Source organism: Pedobacter steynii (genome assembly GCF_001721645.1).
Lineage (GTDB): Bacteria > Bacteroidota > Bacteroidia > Sphingobacteriales > Sphingobacteriaceae > Pedobacter > Pedobacter steynii_A.
This window is the reverse complement of the sequence record NZ_CP017141.1, coordinates 6,123,841-6,145,471: the sequence shown is the minus strand read 5'-3', so window position 1 is coordinate 6,145,471 and position 21,631 is coordinate 6,123,841. Positions and strand designations below refer to the sequence as shown.

At 42.3% G+C, this 21,631-nt stretch carries 27 protein-coding genes; 23 read left to right on the top strand and 4 right to left on the bottom strand.

Going from position 1 to position 21,631, the window contains the following annotated elements; all coding sequences use genetic code 11:
• Positions 1 to 46 precede the first annotated feature (46 nt).
• The 6 genes from BFS30_RS25405 to BFS30_RS25380 all read left to right on the top strand — a co-directional run bounded on the left by BFS30_RS25405 (position 47) and on the right by BFS30_RS25380 (position 2,531).
• Positions 47 to 436 carry a VOC family protein gene (locus BFS30_RS25405; protein WP_069382668.1) on the top strand — a complete coding sequence of 130 codons (390 nt, stop codon included), beginning with the start codon at positions 47 to 49 and terminating at the stop codon, positions 434 to 436.
• 43 nt (positions 437 to 479) lie between these two features.
• A complete protein-coding gene (locus tag BFS30_RS25400) occupies positions 480 to 827 on the top strand; it encodes a hypothetical protein (protein WP_069381867.1) in 348 nt (115 codons plus the stop codon).
• A 129-nt stretch (positions 828 to 956) separates the two neighbouring features.
• Complete coding sequence (locus tag BFS30_RS25395; RefSeq protein ID WP_069381866.1) at positions 957 to 1,367, top strand: VOC family protein; 411 nt, start codon at positions 957 to 959, stop codon at positions 1,365 to 1,367.
• Between the two features lie 79 nt (positions 1,368 to 1,446).
• Entirely contained in the window at positions 1,447 to 1,983 is a 537-nt protein-coding gene (locus tag BFS30_RS25390) for a hypothetical protein (RefSeq protein ID WP_069381865.1), read from the top strand.
• Positions 1,984 to 2,073: 90 nt separating this feature from the next.
• Positions 2,074 to 2,256: a hypothetical protein gene (locus BFS30_RS25385; protein WP_069381864.1), complete on the top strand. Its 183-nt coding sequence runs from the start codon at positions 2,074 to 2,076 to the stop codon at positions 2,254 to 2,256.
• A 44-nt stretch (positions 2,257 to 2,300) separates the two neighbouring features.
• Positions 2,301 to 2,531 carry a DUF1963 domain-containing protein gene (locus tag BFS30_RS25380; protein WP_069381863.1) on the top strand — a complete coding sequence of 77 codons (231 nt, stop codon included), beginning with the start codon at positions 2,301 to 2,303 and terminating at the stop codon, positions 2,529 to 2,531.
• A gap of 26 nt (positions 2,532 to 2,557) precedes the next feature.
• Here the strand turns inward: BFS30_RS25380 and BFS30_RS25375 are convergent, their stop codons facing one another.
• On the bottom strand, positions 2,558 to 2,989 hold the full coding sequence (locus BFS30_RS25375) for a hypothetical protein (RefSeq protein ID WP_069381862.1): 432 nt from the start codon (positions 2,987 to 2,989) through the stop codon (positions 2,558 to 2,560).
• A gap of 175 nt (positions 2,990 to 3,164) precedes the next feature.
• Between BFS30_RS25375 and BFS30_RS25370 the strand changes: the two genes are divergently transcribed.
• Positions 3,165 to 4,724 carry a sensor histidine kinase gene (locus tag BFS30_RS25370; RefSeq protein ID WP_237028659.1) on the top strand — a complete coding sequence of 520 codons (1,560 nt, stop codon included), beginning with the start codon at positions 3,165 to 3,167 and terminating at the stop codon, positions 4,722 to 4,724.
• Complete coding sequence (locus BFS30_RS25365) at positions 4,714 to 5,079, top strand: response regulator transcription factor (protein ID WP_069381861.1); 366 nt, start codon at positions 4,714 to 4,716, stop codon at positions 5,077 to 5,079. Before BFS30_RS25370 ends, BFS30_RS25365 begins: the two co-directional genes overlap by 11 nt.
• Here the strand turns inward: BFS30_RS25365 and BFS30_RS25360 are convergent.
• Both BFS30_RS25360 and BFS30_RS25355 read right to left on the bottom strand, forming a co-directional pair.
• Positions 5,065 to 5,517 carry a nuclear transport factor 2 family protein gene (locus BFS30_RS25360; protein WP_069381860.1) on the bottom strand — a complete coding sequence of 151 codons (453 nt, stop codon included), beginning with the start codon at positions 5,515 to 5,517 and terminating at the stop codon, positions 5,065 to 5,067. The two genes, BFS30_RS25365 and BFS30_RS25360, sit on opposite strands and share 15 nt — an antisense overlap.
• A gap of 76 nt (positions 5,518 to 5,593) precedes the next feature.
• Positions 5,594 to 6,391 carry an XRE family transcriptional regulator gene (locus BFS30_RS25355; protein ID WP_069381859.1) on the bottom strand — a complete coding sequence of 266 codons (798 nt, stop codon included), beginning with the start codon at positions 6,389 to 6,391 and terminating at the stop codon, positions 5,594 to 5,596.
• 74 nt (positions 6,392 to 6,465) lie between these two features.
• Between BFS30_RS25355 and BFS30_RS25350 the strand changes: the two genes are divergently transcribed.
• From BFS30_RS25350 to BFS30_RS25285, 15 genes are all read left to right on the top strand, one after another.
• Positions 6,466 to 7,200, top strand: coding sequence for an ImuA family protein (locus BFS30_RS25350; RefSeq protein WP_069381858.1), 735 nt, complete (start codon positions 6,466 to 6,468; stop codon positions 7,198 to 7,200).
• A 1-nt stretch (position 7,201) separates the two neighbouring features.
• On the top strand, positions 7,202 to 8,698 hold the full coding sequence (locus tag BFS30_RS25345; protein WP_069381857.1) for a Y-family DNA polymerase: 1,497 nt from the start codon (positions 7,202 to 7,204) through the stop codon (positions 8,696 to 8,698).
• A gap of 13 nt (positions 8,699 to 8,711) precedes the next feature.
• Positions 8,712 to 11,882, top strand: a complete 3,171-nt coding sequence (locus BFS30_RS25340) for an error-prone DNA polymerase (protein WP_069382666.1) — start codon at positions 8,712 to 8,714, stop codon at positions 11,880 to 11,882.
• A gap of 135 nt (positions 11,883 to 12,017) precedes the next feature.
• Positions 12,018 to 12,347, top strand: a complete 330-nt coding sequence (locus BFS30_RS25335) for an ArsR/SmtB family transcription factor (RefSeq protein WP_069381856.1) — start codon at positions 12,018 to 12,020, stop codon at positions 12,345 to 12,347.
• Between the two features lies 1 nt (position 12,348).
• Positions 12,349 to 12,816: an SRPBCC family protein gene (locus BFS30_RS25330; protein WP_069381855.1), complete on the top strand. Its 468-nt coding sequence runs from the start codon at positions 12,349 to 12,351 to the stop codon at positions 12,814 to 12,816.
• Positions 12,817 to 12,822: 6 nt separating this feature from the next.
• Complete coding sequence (locus BFS30_RS25325) at positions 12,823 to 13,206, top strand: DoxX family protein (protein WP_069381854.1); 384 nt, start codon at positions 12,823 to 12,825, stop codon at positions 13,204 to 13,206.
• A 29-nt stretch (positions 13,207 to 13,235) separates the two neighbouring features.
• Positions 13,236 to 13,802 carry a DUF4256 domain-containing protein gene (locus tag BFS30_RS25320; RefSeq protein WP_069381853.1) on the top strand — a complete coding sequence of 189 codons (567 nt, stop codon included), beginning with the start codon at positions 13,236 to 13,238 and terminating at the stop codon, positions 13,800 to 13,802.
• Between the two features lie 157 nt (positions 13,803 to 13,959).
• Positions 13,960 to 14,166, top strand: a complete 207-nt coding sequence (locus BFS30_RS25315; protein ID WP_157263052.1) for a hypothetical protein — start codon at positions 13,960 to 13,962, stop codon at positions 14,164 to 14,166.
• A gap of 2 nt (positions 14,167 to 14,168) precedes the next feature.
• Positions 14,169 to 14,390 carry a hypothetical protein gene (locus BFS30_RS27890; protein ID WP_157263051.1) on the top strand — a complete coding sequence of 74 codons (222 nt, stop codon included), beginning with the start codon at positions 14,169 to 14,171 and terminating at the stop codon, positions 14,388 to 14,390.
• A gap of 51 nt (positions 14,391 to 14,441) precedes the next feature.
• Positions 14,442 to 15,395: a grasp-with-spasm system ATP-grasp peptide maturase gene (gwsG, locus tag BFS30_RS25310; protein ID WP_069381851.1), complete on the top strand. Its 954-nt coding sequence runs from the start codon at positions 14,442 to 14,444 to the stop codon at positions 15,393 to 15,395.
• A 2-nt stretch (positions 15,396 to 15,397) separates the two neighbouring features.
• The gene (locus BFS30_RS25305) at positions 15,398 to 15,595 is read left to right on the top strand and encodes a hypothetical protein (RefSeq protein WP_069381850.1); all 198 of its coding nucleotides are present in this window, start codon (positions 15,398 to 15,400) and stop codon (positions 15,593 to 15,595) included.
• Positions 15,596 to 15,598: 3 nt separating this feature from the next.
• Positions 15,599 to 16,705 carry a grasp-with-spasm system SPASM domain peptide maturase gene (gwsS, locus tag BFS30_RS25300; RefSeq protein WP_069381849.1) on the top strand — a complete coding sequence of 369 codons (1,107 nt, stop codon included), beginning with the start codon at positions 15,599 to 15,601 and terminating at the stop codon, positions 16,703 to 16,705.
• 72 nt (positions 16,706 to 16,777) lie between these two features.
• Positions 16,778 to 17,956, top strand: coding sequence for a TlpA family protein disulfide reductase (locus BFS30_RS25295; RefSeq protein ID WP_167353200.1), 1,179 nt, complete (start codon positions 16,778 to 16,780; stop codon positions 17,954 to 17,956).
• A gap of 49 nt (positions 17,957 to 18,005) precedes the next feature.
• On the top strand, positions 18,006 to 19,418 hold the full coding sequence (locus BFS30_RS25290) for a sensor histidine kinase (RefSeq protein ID WP_069381847.1): 1,413 nt from the start codon (positions 18,006 to 18,008) through the stop codon (positions 19,416 to 19,418).
• On the top strand, positions 19,419 to 20,171 hold the full coding sequence (locus tag BFS30_RS25285; protein WP_069381846.1) for a LytR/AlgR family response regulator transcription factor: 753 nt from the start codon (positions 19,419 to 19,421) through the stop codon (positions 20,169 to 20,171). It begins immediately after the preceding gene.
• A gap of 16 nt (positions 20,172 to 20,187) precedes the next feature.
• Here the strand turns inward: BFS30_RS25285 and BFS30_RS25280 are convergent, their stop codons facing one another.
• Positions 20,188 to 21,318, bottom strand: a complete 1,131-nt coding sequence (locus BFS30_RS25280; protein ID WP_069381845.1) for a GNAT family N-acetyltransferase — start codon at positions 21,316 to 21,318, stop codon at positions 20,188 to 20,190.
• Positions 21,319 to 21,631 lie beyond the last annotated feature (313 nt).

Here is a 21,631-nt window from a genome sequence, read left to right as displayed (position 1 = left end):
CCGGAAATAAATGGAAATTCCATTTTTAACCTTACCATATATAAATATGAAAAAAGTAACAGGCCTTGGCGGTGTATTTTTTAAATGTGATAATCCGAAGAGTATGAATGAGTGGTATACCAAAAACCTTGGATTGGCTACCAGTGATTACGGAGCAACGTTTGAGTGGCGTCAGGCGGATAATCCTTCGCAAAAAGGAACAACAGCATGGTGCACGTTTCCTCAGGATACCAAATATTTCAATCCCTCAGATAAACAATTCATGATTAATTACCGGGTAGAAAATATCGTTGCGCTGGTAGATGAATTAAAAAAGGATCATGTGACCGTTATTGATGAGATCCAGGACTCTGAATATGGTAAATTCGTCCATGTGCTCGATCCCGAAGGAAACATTATTGAGCTTTGGGAACCAAACGATGAGGTGGAGGGGTAGATAAGACAATGATTTATCGTAGTTTTGCGGCAAATTACAGATTATGGAAGCGACTGAACTAAGAATTGGGAATTATACACTGGATCATGGACATCCGGAACAAATTCCTTATGGATCTGATATAGATTCTGTCGGAATGATGGAGCCCATCATATTGACGGAAGAGTGGGTGATTAAGTTTGGTTTTGAACGTTTTGATTTTGAGTACGAGGAAGGAGATGAAACCACGTATGTACTGGAAAAGAAAAATGGCCATCAGTTTGTATTGAGCGACACCTTTCAGCCCATGGATGGTGAAATTGCAATGCTGGATTATAAGCTGAAATATGTTCATCAGCTACAGAACCTTTATTTCGCGCTTACAGCTCAGGAGCTCACTATAAAGGAGTAAATGAGGGTCACCTTGATTAGTCGCGGATTCCCCTTTTAGTTGTCGCAATTGCACCGCTATGTTTGGATTTTTGCAGCTTAACTTAGCTGGTAGATAACCAATTGTAATTAAACCTAAAATTTGGAAGCCATGGCTGAATTAAGTCCTTATTTATCCTTCGCAGACAATTGCGAAGAAGTATTTAACTTTTATAAATCGGTTTTTGGAGGAGAATTCCTTACCCTCATGAGATTTGGCGAGCACCAGACCGAGTGCCCGTATCCGGCGGATGAAAGTCATAAAATAATGCACGTTGCCCTGCCTATCGGAAAACATACTATTTTGATGGGAAGTGATATGCCTGGCAACATGGAGCCGCCTATGAACGGGACTAATTTTTCTATTACCATCACACCGGAAAGTAAAGAAGAAGCCCAGCGTATATTTGACGGACTTTCTGCCGGAGGTACGGTAACCATGCCCTTAAGCAAAACATTCTGGGCAGAAAGTTTTGGAATGTTCATCGATAAATTCGGTGTCAGCTGGATGGTGAATTTTTGACAAACCTATTTCTTTAGTTTTATTGATTTGAGCATGCTTTTTTCTTAATATTGGGAAAACAAAAATCTAACCCCGATTTATGAATAAGAATCTGCTCACCCTGACTTTGGCGCTGTTTTCTGTTGGATGCATAAATAGCGTAGATAAGTCTGCTCAGGCAGATACAATCGCCAAAGAAGCGGGGAGAGAATCTACTTTGGAAGATTTAAGGTTAAAGGGGATAAAGTTTAAAAATGCAAGACCATATAAAGAAAATGAAAATAAGATTCACCGTGATCCTGCAGAGATAATACGTTACAATCTGGGGCGGGACAATGTACATCTTAAAGGGGTATATTCGGAATTCTTTATGGTGCCTGGCCACAACCTGGATGAAGTTTCGGTAGAGGTATATGAATACAGTTCTCCGGATGAAATGGAAAAAGGCTTAAAGGTGTTCAGGGAAGATGGTATCAATGGATCTATGATGAGCCTGGGCAGGTTTTTGATTGTTTTAAACTCCACAGATGACATCACTGCCGACGAGAATAACATGAAAGTGATGTCGGATTTCTATTTTGACCGGGGCGCGGTACTTCGCGTTAATGAGCTCGACCGGATTAAAAGAAAAAAATAACGGAGCATCGTAGACGCTAAGTAGACCGTTAAATGTCTTCATTCCAGCACGTATTGGCTATTTTTGGTGTACATCAACCAATCAGTCATTATGAAAACGATCAGCGCCAAAACTTTTCAAATCAATATTCCTGCTCCCTTTGAACATATGCAAACCATGTGGGAATGTATCCGGGCGGAGCATGAATACGAATACGGTGATGATGACCATGGAATGATCACCGTTGCCCTTTATGAAAATACTATTATAACAAGTTCAAGGGAAAGGATCTGATTGATAAATTCAGACGAAGTCTGGAGCCTCAAAATGTTAAGCCAATGCATAGCATTAACAGTTATGTTTTTAAACAGCACAGCTCGCCCCAGATCGAAGCTGCCAATAAACTCAAGGGCAAACCTGAGGATTACATGGTTTTATTAAGGGTAGGTTCAGATAACCATACCGGATTCTCATTCTGGGATGCCGGAGAGATTTACTTTGTTATCCATAAAAGCGATCTGGCGAAGGGTGATTTCTCCAATATCTTTTGTGGCCTGGAAAGTACTTAAGTTAAGGAGTGTCTTGACTTGAGTACTTATCTCTTCCATTCGTAATCAAGCGTATATATTTTAGGGTACTGACTGCTGTAGATTATTCTTATTTTTTTTCCAACTGGATGTGCTGGTTTGCTATCTGTATGATAAGCGGTTTCATAAGATTGATGGGTAGCCTGGTAACTGCATTTTATTAGCCATTCGCCCGGGTTGTGACGATTTTTAACATACTTTCTGTCCACAACAATGGATGTAGTCCAGACCCCAAATTTCTCCAGTTCTATTTTCTCCCTATAACCCTGGAACAAGCCAACAAAGAAAGGAAGCATACCAATTATTTTGTAATCAGCGTACATAATTGCCTTTGGAATAAAATATACAAAGATCAGGCTGATTATTAGCAACACCGGAGCGATCCATTTGGAATCATTAAGCAATAACAGTTCAGGCTTTTTCTTCTTTCTATACTTCACGAAATAAATGTAATTACTTTTTTCAAATAGCCCGAACGGTAGGAAAGACTATCCCTGTCTTTAGCACTTTTTTCTTTATTCCTGGCTGAAAAAGCCTGTTTTTTAACAAAAAAACTCAAATTTTCAAACAAACAATATATTTTTTGAGTTTAGATAAGGAAAAAAATATTTGCCTTTGGAGACGAAAAACATAAATCATATATCCGTATCAGAGAAACGCTTTCTCGATCCGACTATTCTTGCCAGTGTATTGGATGCTACAAACACAGGTATTGTAATCACCGATAATTTATTGCCGGACAATCCCATCATCTATTGTAACGCAGCTTTTGAGAAGATGTGTGGTTATGATCATGATGAGATCATTGGTCACAATTGTCGCTTTTTACAAAATAAGGACCGTAGCCAGGAGGCTCGTTTTGAAATCGCCGAAGCGATAAGAAATGGTGAAAACTGCGTGGTGGAAATCAGGAACTATACTAAAGACGGGCAGTTGTTCTACAATCAGCTTTATCTTTCTGCGGTTAAAGATCTTTCCGGTAATGTGACCCATTTTATTGGCATACAGAACGATGTGACCTCAAGGAAAAAAGCCGAGCAGACCCTGCAGATGAATTTCAAGGAAACTGAGCAGAAGGTCATCGACAGGACCAAGATGCTCAAAGAAAGCGAGGAGTACCTTTCCAGTATTGTGGAAACAATCCGTGAAAGTCTCTTGGTCATGGATAAAGATTATACCATTCTAAGTGCAAATCATCATTTTCTAAATACGTTTAAAGTATCCCTCAATGAAACAAAAGGAAAACTGTTGTATGACCTTGGAAACGGGCAATGGGATATCCCGGAGTTAAGGTTAATGATGGAGGAGATCTTACCTACCAATAATCCTGTACTGGATTATGAAGTGGAACATGAATTTCCTCATATCGGCCGGAAACTAATGTTGTTAAATGCACACAGGGTAGAGCTGGAAGGTCAGTTTAAGGACCGGATTTTATTGGCGATTGAAGACATTACTGAGAAAAGAGCGGTTGAGCAGCGTAAAGATGATTTTCTTTCCATTGCAAGTCATGAGCTGAAAACACCTCTGACTACGGTAGTTGGTTATGTGCAGATGATGCAGCGTTTAATGCCTGAAAATTCCTCGGAAAGATTCCGTTCTGTAGTGGATAAAACAGAAAGATATGTAGCACGCTTAAATCAGTTGTTGAAAGAACTGATGGATGTTTCCCGCATACAAACGGGAAATATTGAATTACACATGGATTATTTCGACTTTGATAAAATGGTTAGAGAAACCATTGAAGGAATTCAAGCTGCAACCCGTGGACATCGGATTATTGTGAAAGGACAACCTATTAATCAATGTTATGGTGATGAATCCAATCTGGTACAGGTAATTACCAATCTGATCAGTAATGCCATCAAATATTCACCGGATTCTAAAGAAATAGACATACACGTCTCCCGGGTGAGTAGCTTTATTAAATTTTCGGTCAGAGATTATGGACTTGGAATTAAAGAGGATGATCTGAAAAAAGTATTCGAAAGGTTCTATCGTGTGGGAGAGATTCAGAAAAATTATCCGGGTATGGGCATCGGCCTTTATATCTGTGATCAGATTATAAAAAATCATAAAGGAACACTTTGGGTAGAAAGTGAACCAGGAAAAGGATCGGTATTCAGTTTTACTTTACCGGTAAATCTTGATAAAAAAGCGGCTTATGAGTATTAAAAAAGTAATGGTATGTGATGATGACAGGGGAATACTGGACCTGATCGAAATGATTATGGAAGATGCGGGATTCTCTGTCATCTCTGAAATCAATAGCCTGAATGCCATATCTAGAATTGAAAAAGAACAACCTGATCTACTGATTTTAGACATCTGGATGCCTGTGTTATCAGGAGATCAGGTTTTAAAAAGTATAAAGGACAGCAACAGCATTATTAAACTCCCCGTACTTATGTATTCCGCAAGTAAGGAAGGAGAGAGTATTGCCGAGGCTGCAGGAGCGGACGATTATATAGCCAAACCATTTGACCTCGACGAATTGGTGGGTAAAGTGAACCGGCTATTGGTGCTCTGATATCTTATTATACTGCCAAAGGACATTGATGATCTTCCATTCTCCATTGGTCTTAACCAGGTGCATGTAGTCAAACCATTCGTCGGCAATGAGTTTAACAGAAGCAGTTAATGCAGATACATCAAGTAATTTAAGGTCTTTCCTTGGTGCTTTGGGAAATTTGTCGCCTGCGGTATTATAACTTTCTGCAAGGATAACCAGATTTTCCGCTGAATATTCAGAAACATAATCTTTCTTCGTTTTCTTATTTTTGAACACGGATCTTTTCACTACACGTGGATGTAATGCATCTTCCATTTGTTTGGGATTTGGCGTATGCTGGGACTCAATATAAGCCAGTGCTACTTTTTTGATATCAAGCGTATCCTGAGTGGTTTGGGCCTGAACACTTAAAGTGCCGATAACGAAGAATGCAATAATGAAGAAAGTGAATTTCATAATCAGGTTTTGCCATTATAGACTGGTTTCAGGCGTAATTGTTACCAGTTATTCCTCCATACTTAAAAAAATAACATTAGCTTTTCAGCACCTGGTTTTGTAGTGCAGTGATCATCCGCTTAATTTCCTGAAGATCAGTTTCCTGTTCCGGGATTTCCTGGCTCTGGTAGCTATGGAATTGCCAGATTTCCAGCACTTCAGAAACCGGTACTTTATAAGGTTGGAAGAGTTTGTTTAAAGATTCCAGTAATATCATTCCTTCGGGTTCAATCGTCACCTGCTTAAATACAAAATCCTGTTCCGCTTTTAGTACCACAATACAGAGGGTACGGGCCTTGATGTTTTGCCAGTCCTCTATAAATTTACAGATCACCTCAGCACCTTCGGGAATTGGAAGCATGGAAGCTCCTATGGTAGGGAACATACGGAAGGTCCCCGATTCAGGAAGATTCGGAAGGGAAAATTTGGGTAAGGAAGCGACGAATTCAGGATCATTATAGCCGGCGCGATAACCTGCTTTTGCTTTGACCGGAATATATTCCATGTTCTCTTTATTGTCCTTGTCTACCGTAATCGCCAATACACGGATATTGCCACCCTGTAAATAAATGTCACTTCCGGATTCCAGTTCCCTGAGTTTGAGTTCCGAGATTCTGGATAGGTCAACTTTCAGCAGACTGTCAATGCTGATCTTAAAAGTATTGGAACAATTGATGAGGTCCTCCGGCTGGGGTGCTTTCGTCTGCCCGCTTTCCAGTGCATTGAGCTTGGAACGGCCTATGCCCAGGCTTTCTGCCATCAATTCCTGACTCAGTTTCTTCCTTTCCCGGAGGAACTTAATATTGGTAGAAAAAAAAACTTTTTGAGTATTCATTTTGTATTGTTATTATTAGTGTCAAATATTTGACACTAATCGTGTCAAATGTAGTGTTTTTAAAATTAATTGTAATGGAACAAGGGGCGAATAAAAATGACATTATCGAAAAATTGAAAAGAGACATCCTTTTAATGCAGGGATTCTCTGCAGTTTTAGATTATGAGCGCCCCGATATAGGCCTTGGACCTTTAGAAAAAGCCTTTCCCAATCATGTTTTTCCAACTGCAGCTGTTCACGAATTTGTCAGCTCCAGTCAGGCAGAGGGAGCAGCAACAACCGGATTTATGGCTGGCCTGATCAGTCATTTAATGAAAGAAGAGGGAACCTGCCTTTGGGTGGGTACACAACGCAGGCTTTTTCCTCCGGGATTAAAGGCCTTTGGCATTTCCCCGGACCGGGTCATTTTTATAGACCTGCAGCGCGAACGGGATGCACTCTGGGCAATAGAGGAAGGCTTAAAATGCGGGGCATTGACTGCGGTGGTTGCCGAATTAAAAGAAATCAGTCTTACGGAATCCAGGAGGTTACAACTGGCGGTAGAGAAAAGCCGGGTTACTGGTTTTCTGCACCGTTGCAATTCCCTCAAAACAAACCGCATTACCTGTGTTTCCCGCTGGCAGATTAGCCCCATAGCCAGTCAGCTGGAAGATGGGCTTCCGGGTGTCGGTTATCCCCGCTGGAATGTCGAACTGCAAAAGATCCGTAATGGTAAACCCGGCAGCTGGCAGCTGGAATGGTCTGCAGGGCGGTTTATCCACCTGGCAACGGCTGCTGCAGATCAAACTTTAATTCAACAAACAGGATAAGATGTCGAGACGCTATCTGACCATATGGTTTCGTCATCTGACCACAGACCAGCTTGCTATCCGTAAGCCGGAACTGAAAGGAGAGCCCTTTGTGCTTGCTGCTGCGGAACGTGGGCGGATGGTGGTGAAAGCCTGTAGTGCCGCTGCCACAAAAAGGGGAATTGAAACAGGAATGGCACTGGCAGATGCAAGGGCTATATTACCCGATCTGGACGTATTGGACAATCATCCGCTAAGGGCCGGAAAGTTACTTCGCGCACTGGCCGAATGGAGCTTAAGGTATACTCCGGTTGCAGCGGTTGATTTGCCTGACGGCCTGATACTTGATGTCAGTGGCTGCACTCACCTCTGGGGTGGGGAAGATTTATACCTTCGGGAGATTTTAACGAAACTGCGTTCAGCAGGTTATGAAGTAAGTGCGGCCATAGCAGATACGATAGGTGCTGCCTGGGCGATATCCCGCTTCGGACAAATTAGTGCGGTTGTGGAACCCGGCGACCATATGGATGCTTTAAGGTCCTTACCTCCGGCGGCCCTGCGCCTGGAAGCACCGGTATTGGAGCGCCTGCAAAAACTAGGCTTGTATCAGGTCCGTAGCTTTATTAATATGCCTGCCAGGGTATTGCGCAGACGCTTTGGGCAGGACCTGCTGACCAGACTGGACCAGGCCTTAGGGCGGACAACCGAACGGATAGAACCAATACAAGCCATTGTCCCTTATCAGGAACGCCTCCCTGCTCTGGAACCCATCCGTACAGCAACAGGTATTGAAATTGCCTTGCGTAAATTGTTGGATCAGATTTGTCAGCGTCTGTTCCGGGAAGGTAAAGGGATGAGGAAAGCGGTATTTAAAGGCTATAGGATTGATGGGAAGATCCAGCAGATTGAAATCGGTACGAATCAACCGGTCAGAAATATCGAACACCTGTTTAAATTGTTTGCCTTGAAGATCGCTACAATTGCCCCTGGTTTGGGGATAGAATTGTTTGTCCTCGAAGCTCCTGTTACAGAAGACCTTTCCATCCAGCAGGAGTCTCTCTGGGCGGCCGGTAATCAGGAAAACAGCGTTATTGCAGGTTTGCTGGACCGGCTGGCCGGAAGATTTGGAGCGGGTGCCATCCACCGGTACCTGCCGGATCAGCACCATTGGCCGGAGCGGTCTATATGTGAAGCAAAAAGCCTGGAAGAGAGGCCTGCCATTAACTGGCCGGAGGATCAGCCCAGGCCGGTATGCTTATTACCCAGACCCGAACCGATCCAGGTCACTTCGCCCATTCCGGATTATCCTCCAATGTTATTCATCTATAAAGGAAAGGTTCATAAAATCAGGAAGGCCGATGGCCCGGAAAGAATTGAAAGGGAATGGTGGATCGAACAGGGGCTGATCAGAGACTATTATAGGGTAGAAGATGAGCAGGGTGCCCGTTACTGGGTTTTCCGCTCGGGTCAGTATAAGGATGATCAGCCGGAATGGTTTATACATGGTTTTTTTGCCTGAGGAAGGGATAGATATGAGTTATACAGAATTACAGGTCACCACAAATTTCAGCTTCTTAAGAGGTGCTTCGCATCCTGAAGAAATGGTAGAGCAGGCTGCATTGCTTGGTCATCGTGCAATTGCCATCACCGATCACAATACCCTTGCCGGTATCGTAAGGGGGCATGCTGCGGCAAAGGCAAAAGGAATCAGGATCATTCCTGCCTGCAGGCTTGATCTGGTAGATGGTCCAAGTCTTTTGGCCTATCCAACCGACCAGCCGGCTTATTCCCGTTTGTCTACTTTACTTTCCACAGGCAACCTGCGGACAGAAAAAGGTAAATGCGAATTGTATAAAGCAGATGTGTATCAGTTCTCCGAAGGAATCAAATTTATTACTGTCCCTCCGGGGAAATTAAACCCTGCGTTTGATTTAGATCCGGCCTTTAAAATTGCCTTGCAGGAATATAAGGAGGCATTTGGATCGAATCTCTATCTGGGCGCCAGTTTCTCCTACCGGGGTGATGATGCGAAAAAACTGTATCGGATCTCAGCGCTTGCAGATCAGATCGGGGTAGCGATGGTCGCCACCAATGATGTTCATTTTCACCATCCGGACCGCCGGGAACTTCAGGATGTGGTAACCTGTGTCCGGGAAAAATGTACCATCTATAATGCGGGTTATCACCTGTATCAGAATGCAGAAAGATACCTGAAGCCTGCCGCAGAAATGGAGCGTTTATTCCGGCAATACCCGGATGCCATCAGCTGCAGTCAGGAGATTGCGGAAGCCTGCCGGTTTTCTCTGGATATGCTGAAATATGTTTATCCTGAGGAAATCACGACCGAAGGACGTAATCCGCAGGAAGAATTAACCCATCTGGCCTGGAAAGGGGCAAAAGAGTTTTTTGGAGAAGAGCTGCCGGAGAAGATTTCCAGCGCCATTGAATATGAATTGAAATTCATCGCAGAAATGGACTATGCAGCTTATTTCCTCACGGTGTACGACATTGTTCGCTTTGCCAGAGCACAAAAGATTTTGTGCCAGGGCAGGGGATCTGCAGCCAACTCAACAGTTTGTTTTTGCTTAGGTATTACTTCAGTAAACCCCACCAAATTCGAGTTGCTTTTTGAGCGTTTCATTTCTTCTGCACGGAATGAACCTCCGGACATAGATGTGGATTTCGAGCATGAGCGAAGGGAAGAAGTGATTCAGTATATCTACGATAAGTATGGACGCGACCGGGCAGCAATTGTGGCCACAGTAACACAGCTTCATCAGAAAGGGGCAGTGCGCGATGTGGCAAAAGCAATGGGCTTATCTGTGGACGCGGTAGACCGCCTTTCCAAATCAATGTGGGAATTAACGGAGGAATGGTTTGAAGGTAAAGTTGTGTCTGATCATGGCTTTAACCCTGATGATCCACACCTGATTAAGATCCTGGAGCTCACTCGGCAGTTTATCGGTTTTCCGCGTCAGCTGGGACAACATACGGGTGGTTTTGTGATTACCAGGGGGAAACTGAGCGAGCTTTGTCCGATCCTGAACGCTCGCATGGAAAACAGGACCTGTATTGAATGGAACAAGGATGATATTGATACACTTGGTTTCCTTAAAATCGATGTACTGGCATTGGGGATGCTGACCTGTATCCGAAAGGCCTTTGATCTGGCCAAACAGCATTATGATCTGGATCTCACCCTGGCCAATATTCCTGAGGACGATCCCAAAGTATACGATATGATCAGTCATGCGGACACGATAGGGGTATTTCAGATTGAAAGCAGGGCACAAATGTCTATGTTACCCAGGTTAAAACCGAGGAACTTCTATGATCTGGTGATTGAAGTGGCAATAGTACGCCCCGGACCCATTCAGGGAGATATGGTTCACCCTTATCTGCGCCGGCGTAATGGAGAAGAAGAGGTCAGTTATCCTTCAGAAGAACTCCGGGAAATCCTGGAACGCACAAGGGGAGTGCCTTTGTTTCAGGAACAGGCCATGAAGATCGCCATTGTTGCCGCAGGCTTCACACCGGCAGAGGCAGACGAATTGCGCAGAAGTATGGCTACGTTTAAATCTAAGGGCATGGTTACTAAGTTCCGGAAGAAACTGGTGGATGGCATGACTGCAAAAGGATATGAGAAAGGTTTTGCAGAACGGGTATTCAAACAACTGGAAGGATTCGGTAGTTATGGTTTTCCGGAAAGTCATGCTGCAAGTTTTGCCTTGCTGGTCTATGTATCCTGCTGGCTGAAGTATTATTATCCGGATATTTTTGCGGCAGCTTTACTAAACAGTATGCCTATGGGTTTCTACCAGCCTGCCCAGATTGTAAGTGATGCCAGGAAGCACAAGGTCGAGATCAGACCGATTGATGTGAATTTATCGCTATGGGATAACACCCTGGAAGAGCTGTCCGGCCAATACTGCGCGATGAGACTGGGCTTTCGTCAGAGTAACGGTTTGAGAGAAGAGGATTTAAATTTGTTGATCGCCGGACGACAACAGGGGCCTTATCGCCATATCAATGCCTTAATGGAAGCCGGAGTGCCTCTGTCTACGCTGGAAAAGCTGGCCGATGCTGATGCTTTCCGTTCTATGGGGATGGACAGGAGACAGGCATTATGGGAGGTAACCGCGCTTGCTGACCGCCCTTTAGGTTTATTCGAAGGGCAACTGAAAGAAAGTGCAGAAGAGCAGCAGATACAATTGCCCAGAATGTCATTGTCAGAACATGTGGTTCATGATTATGGGGCCACAGCCTTATCCTTGAAAGCACATCCGGTAAGTTTTGTCCGCAAGGAACTGTTCCATCGCCATATTCTTTCCGCTAAGGAATTAAACCGCTGGCCTGATGGTACGCTGGTAAGGGTATGTGGATTGGTGCTGGTGAGGCAAAGGCCGGGAACCGCTGCAGGGATCTGTTTCATTACCATTGAGGATGAAACAGGAATCGCCAATCTGGTGGTTTTTCAGAAACTGTTTGAAAAGTACCGGAAAGAGATCTTAAGGTCAAAGTTACTGATGGTAGAAGGGAAATTGCAAAAGGAAGGAGAGGTGATTCATGTGGTGGTTAAGCATTGTTATGACCTGTCTGGTCTTTTGCAGGGGCTGGTGGCAACAGACGCTGAAAATACAGGCACTGCACCCAAAAAAGTGGTACAGACTGAGCTTTTTCCCGAAGCCAGGAATTTTAAATAAATCCATTCCAGCATTCGTTTATTCTTTCTTCTGATTGATTAATAGGAGTATACGAAGCATCCTGCCAAAAAAAATGTAAAAAAAAATTGTGTAGTTAAATAACTACACGTATATTAGTAGTCAAATGACTACACGATGAATTTAAGAAGAGACGTATTTCAAGCCATAGCAGACCCGACAAGAAGGGCAATATTGCTATTGGTTGCCTCACAATCCATGACGGCTGGTGCAATTGCTTCCAATTTTGACACCGCCAGACCCACCGTTTCCAAACATCTTCAAATCCTTACCGAATGTGAATTATTGAAACAGGAGCAGAACGGGAGAGAGATTCACTATTACATAAACGCAAAAAAAATGATAGAAGTAGCAGATTTTATCGAACCCTTCCGCAAGATGTGGGATGACAGGTTCAACAAATTAGAGAGTATCATGAAAAACTATCAATCTAAAGAATTAGAATAAGATGGAACAAAAAACAAAAATCGATGCTGAAAACGGCCGACAGGAAATTGTAATTACAAGGGAGTTTGATTTACCGCTTGAATTACTCTTTAAAGCTTATGTAGAGCCCGAAATTGTGGAACAATGGATGGGAACAAAAGTGCTGAAACTTGAAAACAAAAAGCATGGGGCCTGGGAATTTCAAACGAGCGATCCTAAAGGAAATCTGGCGTTTACAGCCAGCGGGGTTATTCATGAGTTTGTTCCGAACCAGAAAATCACCCGGACATTCGAAATGGACAGCACTCCTTTTGATGCTCAACTGGAATTCCTGGAATTTGAAAAACTGACTGAAGGAACCAGCAAGCTTCGTATGCATATTGTATACCGGTCAGCCGCAGTCAGAGATCAGGTTTTACAATTGCCATTTGCAAAGGGCATCAACATGGCACATAACAGATTACAGGAAATCGTAAACAAACTAAAATAACAAATCATGACAAAAACAAAAAAGATCATCTATTGGGTTTCTACACTATGGCTGTCGTTGGGAATGGTGTCAACAGGAGTCGTACAGATACTAAAAATGAAAGAACAAGTAGATCTTGTGGTAAAATTGGGCTATCCCGGCTACTTTTTAACCATGCTGGGCATCTGGAAAATTCTGGGCGTTATTGCTGTCCTTATTCCTAAATTTCCTTTGTTAAAGGAGTGGGCTTATGCCGGCTTTTTCTTTTCCATGTCGGGCGCCATATTTTCGCACATCGCAGTGGGAAATCCCATCAGCGATATCCTCCCTCCGCTATTGTTACTGGTACTCACCATAGTTTCCTGGTACATCAGACCTGAGGATAGAAAAATCAGCTCCGTTAATCTATAAAAATCCCTTAAATCATAAAACCAAATATCATGAAAAACCAGAATAAAACATTGTTACCAGAGCAACGTGAAGAATTACTCAAAACCCTGAAAGACCGATTTGAGAAAAATAAGAACCGTCATCAAGATATAGAATGGGCAAAGGTGCAGGCCAGGTTGGAAGCCAGTACTGAAAAGTTATGGTCCCTGGACGATATGGAAGTTACTGGTGGCGAACCGGATGTAGTGGGCTATGATCAAAAGACCGGTGAATACATCTTTTATGATTGTTCGGCCGAAAGCCCTAAAGGTCGCAGAAGTTTTTGTTATGACAGTGCGGCGCTGGAGTCAAGGAAAGAACATAAACCTGCAAACAATGCATTGGATGCTGCTGCTGCCATGGGGATTGAAATCTTAACCGAAGAGCAGTATCGTGAGTTACAACAGCTTGGAAAGTTCGATACAAAAACTTCGAGCTGGATTAAAACACCTGCTGATATCCGAAAACTAGGAGGGGCGCTTTTCTGCGATTATCGCTATGGAACGGTCTTTTTGTACCATAATGGTGCGGAATCTTATTATGCAGCCAGGGGCTTCCGTGGCTCGTTAAGGGTTTAATTATATAGTCAGAATACACATATCTATTGAAAACTAACGAATAATAACAAAAACCTTACGAATTTCAATCTCTTTGCCTCAACAGAAATCAACTTTGTATTTTGCTGTAAGAATTTATAATTCTGTGAACTTTAATATTAAACTTAAACAAAATCATATGAAAACCCTAGAAAAATTCTCAGCATTTAATCATGAGTTAAGCAAAGACGAGCAGAAAATGGTTAAAGGAGGTACGCTTGGACCAGGTAGAGATACCTTAGATCCGTTTAACCCATCAGGACAAACGACCTGTACTGATATCGGTTTTGGCCCTAAAGGCCTTTCTACAAACGTAGCTCCGGATACCAGAGATATTCAACCTTAGTTGTGAAAACACTAGAAAAGCTTGGGGTTTTTAACCAAACCCTAAGTAAAGAAGAAATGACCAGTCTCAGAGGTGGGTCGATGAACAGTTACCGGGTCGGAACCGACCTGGTAACCGTATTCGATTATGAATCGGGTGGAAGCCATTACACCTCAACATATATACATGATAGTGCCGGTCGATTGGTCTACAGTGAAACTGCCGACGGTCCTGGCTGGTATTAAACCAACATTTAAAATGCCCGGTATTTGCGGATACACGGGCATTTTTTTCTTATGATTCTAATCTTAACAGGCTCCCAGGATGCGACTACCCTGGATGTAATCAAATGGCTCCGTCATTTTGATCAGGAAATCATGGTGCTGAGCAATGAAGATATCATTGAAGAAGTTCAGATCAGCAATGATGAAACCCTACTTCGTTTTACGGATCAAAGGACATTGGATTTTTCAAAAATTAAAGCCTATTGGTATCGGCGGGGAGATTTTACGTTCCGGCTGAAAGCTGCTGAAGATCATCCTGCAATTATCCATGCTCATTTGAAAAGGGAACTCAACAGCATCACTCAACTGATCCATAACAGGTTACTGGAGCTACCTAACCTAAGCAGCAGTTTAAATGCCGATTCAAATCGCCTGGATGTGATGTGTATTGCAGAGAATGCAGGGCTTAAAATTCCTTCGTTCGGTGTTTTTAATACTCGCCGGCAGGTACAGGACTTCGCTCTAAAACATGGAAAAATTGTTACCAAGCCAATCGGAGATGGCATCTCTTTAAATGAAGATGAGGTCGCGTATATGCAGTATACCGATGTCTTTGAACAGGAGGATATTGACCGTTTACCCGATTCCTTTTTACCAGGATTGTTTGTAGAATATATTGAAAAGAAATATGAACTGCGCATATTTTACCTACGTGGTACCTGCTATACGATGGCTATTCTAAGTCAGCAGGATACACAGACAAGTGTAGACATGCGGCACTACAACTTCCAGAGGCCTAATCGTGCTCTTCCTTATCGTTTACCAGAAGAAATTGCGGTTAAAATAGATCAGCTGATGAGACAATTATCGCTCAAAACCGGCTCTATAGATATTATTGTCAGCCCTGAAGATGAGTTTGTCTTTTTGGAAGTCAACCCTGTTGGTCAGTTTGGTAATGTAAGCTCCAACTGCAATTATTATTTAGAAAGAAATGTTGCTTTACACTTATCTAAGCTCTCCCTGTGATTATGAAAAAACTAAAAGATATCTTTAACGGAAGGTTTGATCCCGAATACCCGCCTTTTTACGGAAAGGCAAAAGCCACCAAAATCAGTATAGACGACAAGTCTGCATTGCTGAGTAAGCATGCCTCTTTTAATCAGTATCACCTGAAGTCTATCCGGGTACACCGTTTGTATAAACCTATTTCCAGGATAATCGAATAACAGATGGACAATTTAAACCGCTACGGAAAAAAGTACCTGATCCCCTTAGCCAGTTGTCTGTTTACGACAGGGGCTAAAAGAGCTTTGCTCTGCGATTTGCAGCGGCAAAGATTTATGCCCGTACCTATGAGTTTAAAAGACCTGGTTACAGACTACAAAGGAAAAAGAATTGAAGAGATGTATGCTGATTATCCGGAAGAAGAACATCAGACCCTGGAGGAGTACCTGGACTTTTTACTGGAAGGCGAGTATATTTTTTTAAGCAATACCGCTGCCGATGCAGAAAGGTTTATCGACTTACCCCTGGATTTTCTGCCTTCCGGAAAAATCCAGAATGCCATTATTGATGTAGACGGGCAATCGTCTTTTGATCTGCACAAGATCATTGCAGAACTGATCTCCTTGGATTGCATCGCTATTCAGGTTCGTAGTTACCGTTTGATGGAGCTGGAAGAAATCCTCGATATCACTACTGCAACAGCGAACAGCAATTGCAGAAACATTGAATTTATTATTCCCTATTCTGAAAGCATTGCCGGCAATTCACAATTGGAAGAGGTTTTTATCGTGCATCAAAGGATCGGATCGATCATTTGTTATGACGCCCCTGAAAACAGGTCAGACTGGTATCTCGGTAATCAGATCAGGGTGGATTATACCATGCAGCACCTTTCAGATGAAACGCATTGCGGCGTTTTTCATTTGTCCTATTTCAGTCCCAATATCCCTCATTTTACAGAAGCACAGCTTCATAATACCTGTTTGAATCAGAAAATCAGCGTGGATAGGTTCGGTCAGATTAAGAATTGCCCCGGCATGGCAACTGCTTATGGAGATATTAAGGATACTTCATTGAGTAGCGTAGTCGCCAGATCAGACTTTAAAAAAATGTGGACGATCCATAAAGATGAAATCCGGACCTGTAAAGACTGCGAATTCCGTTATATCTGTACCGATTGCCGGGCTTATCTGGAAGATCCTGCAGATGATTACAGCAAACCTTTAAAATGCGGATACGACCCTCATACTGCTTCATGGGAGGATTGGAGTAAGAACCCTTTGAAGCAAAGTGCCATTCTCTCTTACGGTTTCAAATTCACAGCCATTTAGTTCGTTTTCACAGTTCCAATTCTTTATACATAAGTCCCGGCCTAATTTTGACCTATGTTAAAAAGGAAAAATATGAAAACGATCATGATTTTATTATTGAGTATGCTTTTTTGCTGCTCATGGAATGCAAAAGCACAAACCAAAGAAACCCTGCAAAACCGGATTCAAATGATGACTAAAGAATCGGATCCGGAAAAAAATGTCGTTTCGATGCGCAATATCATCCGGGATTACCAGCTCGATTCGGTGAAAAACTCGGAAGATATTGATGTTTTGAAAGGTCAGGTGGCACTTTCCTTTCTCAAGGCTGGTACCTTTCTGAAGTTTGAAATCTACATTGGTTTAATCAGAAACAAATTTAATCAGACCTCTTATCTGAATATGGCAGCAGATCAGTTATTCCGTGCCGGAAACAACATGGATTATGCGCAGGCTCTGGCACAAAAAACCGTGGAGTTGTACGATTCTTATAAAGATGACCCATCGGCCAGGCCTGATGGCTTTCCTCTGGAAGATTGGAACAGGTTTATGAGAATGGCTGCGTATCCGTATTATGAAACTTATGCTGCAATTCTTCATGAAAATAGAGACGATAAAACCGCATTAATCTTCGAGGAGAAAGCATTAAAAGGCATTGATCTGGACGATGCCATGTCATCATCAATAACACTTTATAGTACTTTATTGGTTTCTCAGGGGCAAGAAGATAAAGCCAGAGAGATATTGATGAAATTGGATCCTATACAAAGAGAAGGAAATGATACCTACAGAACGAAGATTGCCAAAACTATGTTTACTAACCAGGAAGCCTCAAATTTCAGCCTTTTGGACCTTCATGGGAAACGGGTAACACTTGCAGACCTGAGAGGGAAGGTGGTGGTATTAGATTTTTGGGCTACATGGTGTGCTCCATGTGTCGCCTCAATGCCGGCAATGGAAAAAATTAGCAAACAACATCCAGAGGTGGTTTTTTTGTTTGTAGCTACTCGAGAGAACGGAAAAGATGCAGCGCTGCGTGTAGCATCTTATGTTAAAATGAATAAATTTCCGGTTAATGCGTTAATGGATCAACCTATGGATCAGCATACGGAACTATTCCAGGTGGCATCCGCCTATAAAGTAGATGGGATCCCCACCAAAGTAGTCATCGACAGGAAAGGTAAATTGCGGTTTTCAACCAAGGGCTATTCATCAGATAGGGAACTGATCAATGAACTGGAAGCAATGATTGCTATTGCCAAAGAGCAATAAGCAACTGGATGTGATATTAACCATTATATTAGTACTTTAAGACAGTGATATGAATTTAATTGCCTTTATTCTAGTTCTTGTTACGGGTGTTCCAGGCGCTTACAGCCAGCCGGCCAAAGGACCAGAAAAATCATACCTGCGCTTTGATGTTGCTGCTGGAGTGCCAGGCAGCGAGGTTAAGGAAAATCGACAGGGAAAGTTGATTAAGGTTGAGGTATCGGGTGGTTTTATTAGCATTTACACTTCCAGCGCATTCCATAATGAGACTCACAGGCTTTCAGAAAAGAAAGGAAGCCAGGAAACAGAACGTCCGATCGGGGGCTATACAGCTTATCTATCTCCCGGATCTGAATTTTTTACGGATGTGACGGACCGAAAAAGTAATGCGCTGTTGTGCAGGTATGTTGTCCAAAGGCCAAAACTCATTCCTGAAATCAAGTTCTATCAGCATGGAGAAAACAGTAAAACTCCTTTCTATATTTCCTCTTCCGGAGATCATTCTGATCAGCTTAGTTTATCACCCGGAGAATTTAAATTAGGCATTACCGAAAGGGCTGATTTTAAGGATATGGAGGTAGAATATACTTTAGTCAACTTAAAAACAAAAAGATCTCAGCGTGGAATAGGTAAAACCGGGTTTGATTCTTTAAAGCTGACCGCAAATACAGCATACGAATTAAGGGTTAACTATGTGGTTCAAAAAGAAAGCGTGGAGCTGATTTATCTGAATGTAAAACCTTACTGGTATCAATCTTCCATCACCTATATTATATTTCTGGCCATAGTTGTCATCCTTGTTTTTCTTTTGATCACCAGCGGCTTAAAGAATAAAATCAAATCCTCACAAAAGAAACAGCAAAAAATGGAAGAGGCAGCGATCAGGTTACAGTCGCTGCTAAATCCTCATTTTACCTTTAACGCGCTCAGCTCGATTCAGGGGTTGATGAATACAGACCGCATAGAAGAAGCGAATCAATATTTACAGGAATTTAGTTCCTTGCTCAGGAAAACACTGGCTAAAAGTCAGCAGGTTTTCAGCAGCCTCGATCAGGAGCTGGAAATGATGCGCATGTATATCCACCTGGAAGCCTTACGCTTCAATTTTTCCTGGGATATATCCGTCTCTGAAGAGCTCCAAACATCAGGAATAGAAATACCCACTTTGCTGTTGCAGCCTCTGGTAGAGAATGCTATCAAACACGGCCTTTCCGGCCTTGGCGATAGAGGAAAACTACAGATCATTTGCCGGGAAGGAGAGAAACAAAATACTTTTGTAGTTATAGTGAAAGATAATGGAACCTGGCTGGATAAAAGCTCCGGTTCAGGATATGGTCTTTCTTTAACCACAGAAAGAATCCTGGCCATTAATAAACTGAAGAAAGAACAGGCAATTGTGCTTGATTTCAATAAGGAATCAGGGACGGAAGCCATTTTAACATTTCACAACTGGATTGATAATTAAATGATAAGCGCAATAATAATTGACGATGAGCCCATCAATATAGATAACTTACAAGCTTTACTTGCCCGTCACTGCAAGGAGATAGCGGTCGTAGGTACAGCGGTAAGTGCTGATGAGGCGAAAGAACTGATCCTGGAGTTAAAGCCGGATGTGCTGTTTCTGGATATAGAAATGCCGGGAAAGAATGGTTTTGATTTGTTAAGATCGATTAATGAACCTGATTTTGACGTTGTATTTGTCACTGCTTACGATGCTTATGGTATCATGGCCGTTAAATTTTCGGCGCTCGACTATTTGTTAAAGCCAATAAATATTGCAGAGCTCAAAAGCACGGTAGGCAGAATCGCTGAGTCAGTGAATGCGAAAAGACATAATGCCAGGTTGAATAACCTTCTTAAACTGCTGGACCGCACATCACCGGACGAGAATCAGAAAATTGCTTTACCTACATTGAAGGAAACTTATCTGGTACCGGTAAAGGATATTGTGAGGTGTATGTCTTCGAATAATTATACCACATTTTTTTTGACGAATGGGGCCGAACACCTGATCTCAAAACCTTTGTATGAGTATGATGAGCTATTGAGTCCTTATGGGTTTATCCGGTGTCATCAGTCTCATTTGGTCAATAAAGCACATGTTACCAGTATCCTCAATGAAGATTCCGGATACCTGATCATGAATTACACAAACCAGAAGGTTCCCGTTTCAAAACAGAAAAAAAGTTCGATCAAAGCTTTGTTAAAGTTGTAATTTGTGGAGGAGATTCCTAATTCATTAAATCCCATTCCGATTTTAACAGGGCAAATTGATATTCGTTGATCCACTTACCGCCGACGAAGACATTTTCAATGAAATAACCTTCTTCTCTGAAGCCTAAGCTCCTCAGTAAGGCTATAGCAGCCTCATTTTGGGCATCTATGGTTTTCACAACCCGGTTAACTTTTGCATTTTTAAACAGGAAAGACAAGGCCGCAGATACCGTTTCTTTTGCATAACCTTTGCGTTGTTCGGTAGGAGAGATGTTGATCTTAATTTCGCCTATATACTGGTTGTTTCGTCTGAGCTTAAAGGCGAAATCACCAATAATCTCATCATTAGCCTTGTTTTTTAAGCAGTAACGGGACCAACCTTCATCTGATATTGAATTCTGGTTCTGATCGTTTAGGATTTCAAAATCTGAGCCTGAAAAACTGAAATCCAGAATTGGTGTTGCTGTTTTTGGCGCTGTTTCCTTCTCGGTTTTTACTCCTTTACCAGCATTTAAAGAACCGGCATAAACACTATTTGAGACTTGTTTTCCATCATCTTTGATAAAAGCGATATAAGCTTCCATGCGTTCTCCCGCATGGGCTGCATCGATACGGATACTGTCTTTCCCTTCCGCTCTTTTTGACCCGATCAAATGATAGCAGCTTACTTTTAATGCCGGGAAATAAATCATTAGCATGGCACGGTCGTTATCATATTGATAGGACAAATCAGCCGGTACTTCCCAGCTAAATTCGATTTCATGACCATTGGCGTCCTGGCTGATAACAGGGTTAACTGCCACAGGAAGATCTCCCATGCTAACCAGTACTTTGGTATAATCCAGGCTGATGTTTGGATATTCCCCCTGAAGGGCATTCAGTTTATTATAAGAAACGGCTTCATTATACTCGTTTTTGTCCGTTCCCGCAATTGCCAAACGGAATCCGGCCCGAATAACAGGGAGTGAAGGGCTTAGTATTTCATTGACTACCTTCATTTTTTGACAATTGGCTTTTCTTGCGGGGGTAAGCGGTTTAGTGCTGATACCTATTTTTCTGATGATGTGTTTACCTTTTAAAGTATAACCTACCAGATTGCCGATTCTGCCATGGAATCCGCCAAATATCCCGTTTATTAATTTTCCCATGATTATGTTTTTAATTAACTGATTAAGTTTAATTACGGTAAGTTACGAAATGTTTTGCATATCATATTAATTTGTGCTTAATTAAAGTTAATTGTTGCCAGGTATTAAAGGCGTGGTTTAAAGGTCTATATGACCAATGATTGACCTATCAACTACCTATTAATGATTAAGTAATAGCCAATAATATGTGAACACAAATACCGCACATTTTATCAGCATGGTAAACAGAGTTTTATTTTTGAAGTAAATCAGGATAGGAGTTTATAATTGAATCGACCCTGTTTTGCCAATTTTAGAATATTTCAATACAAGC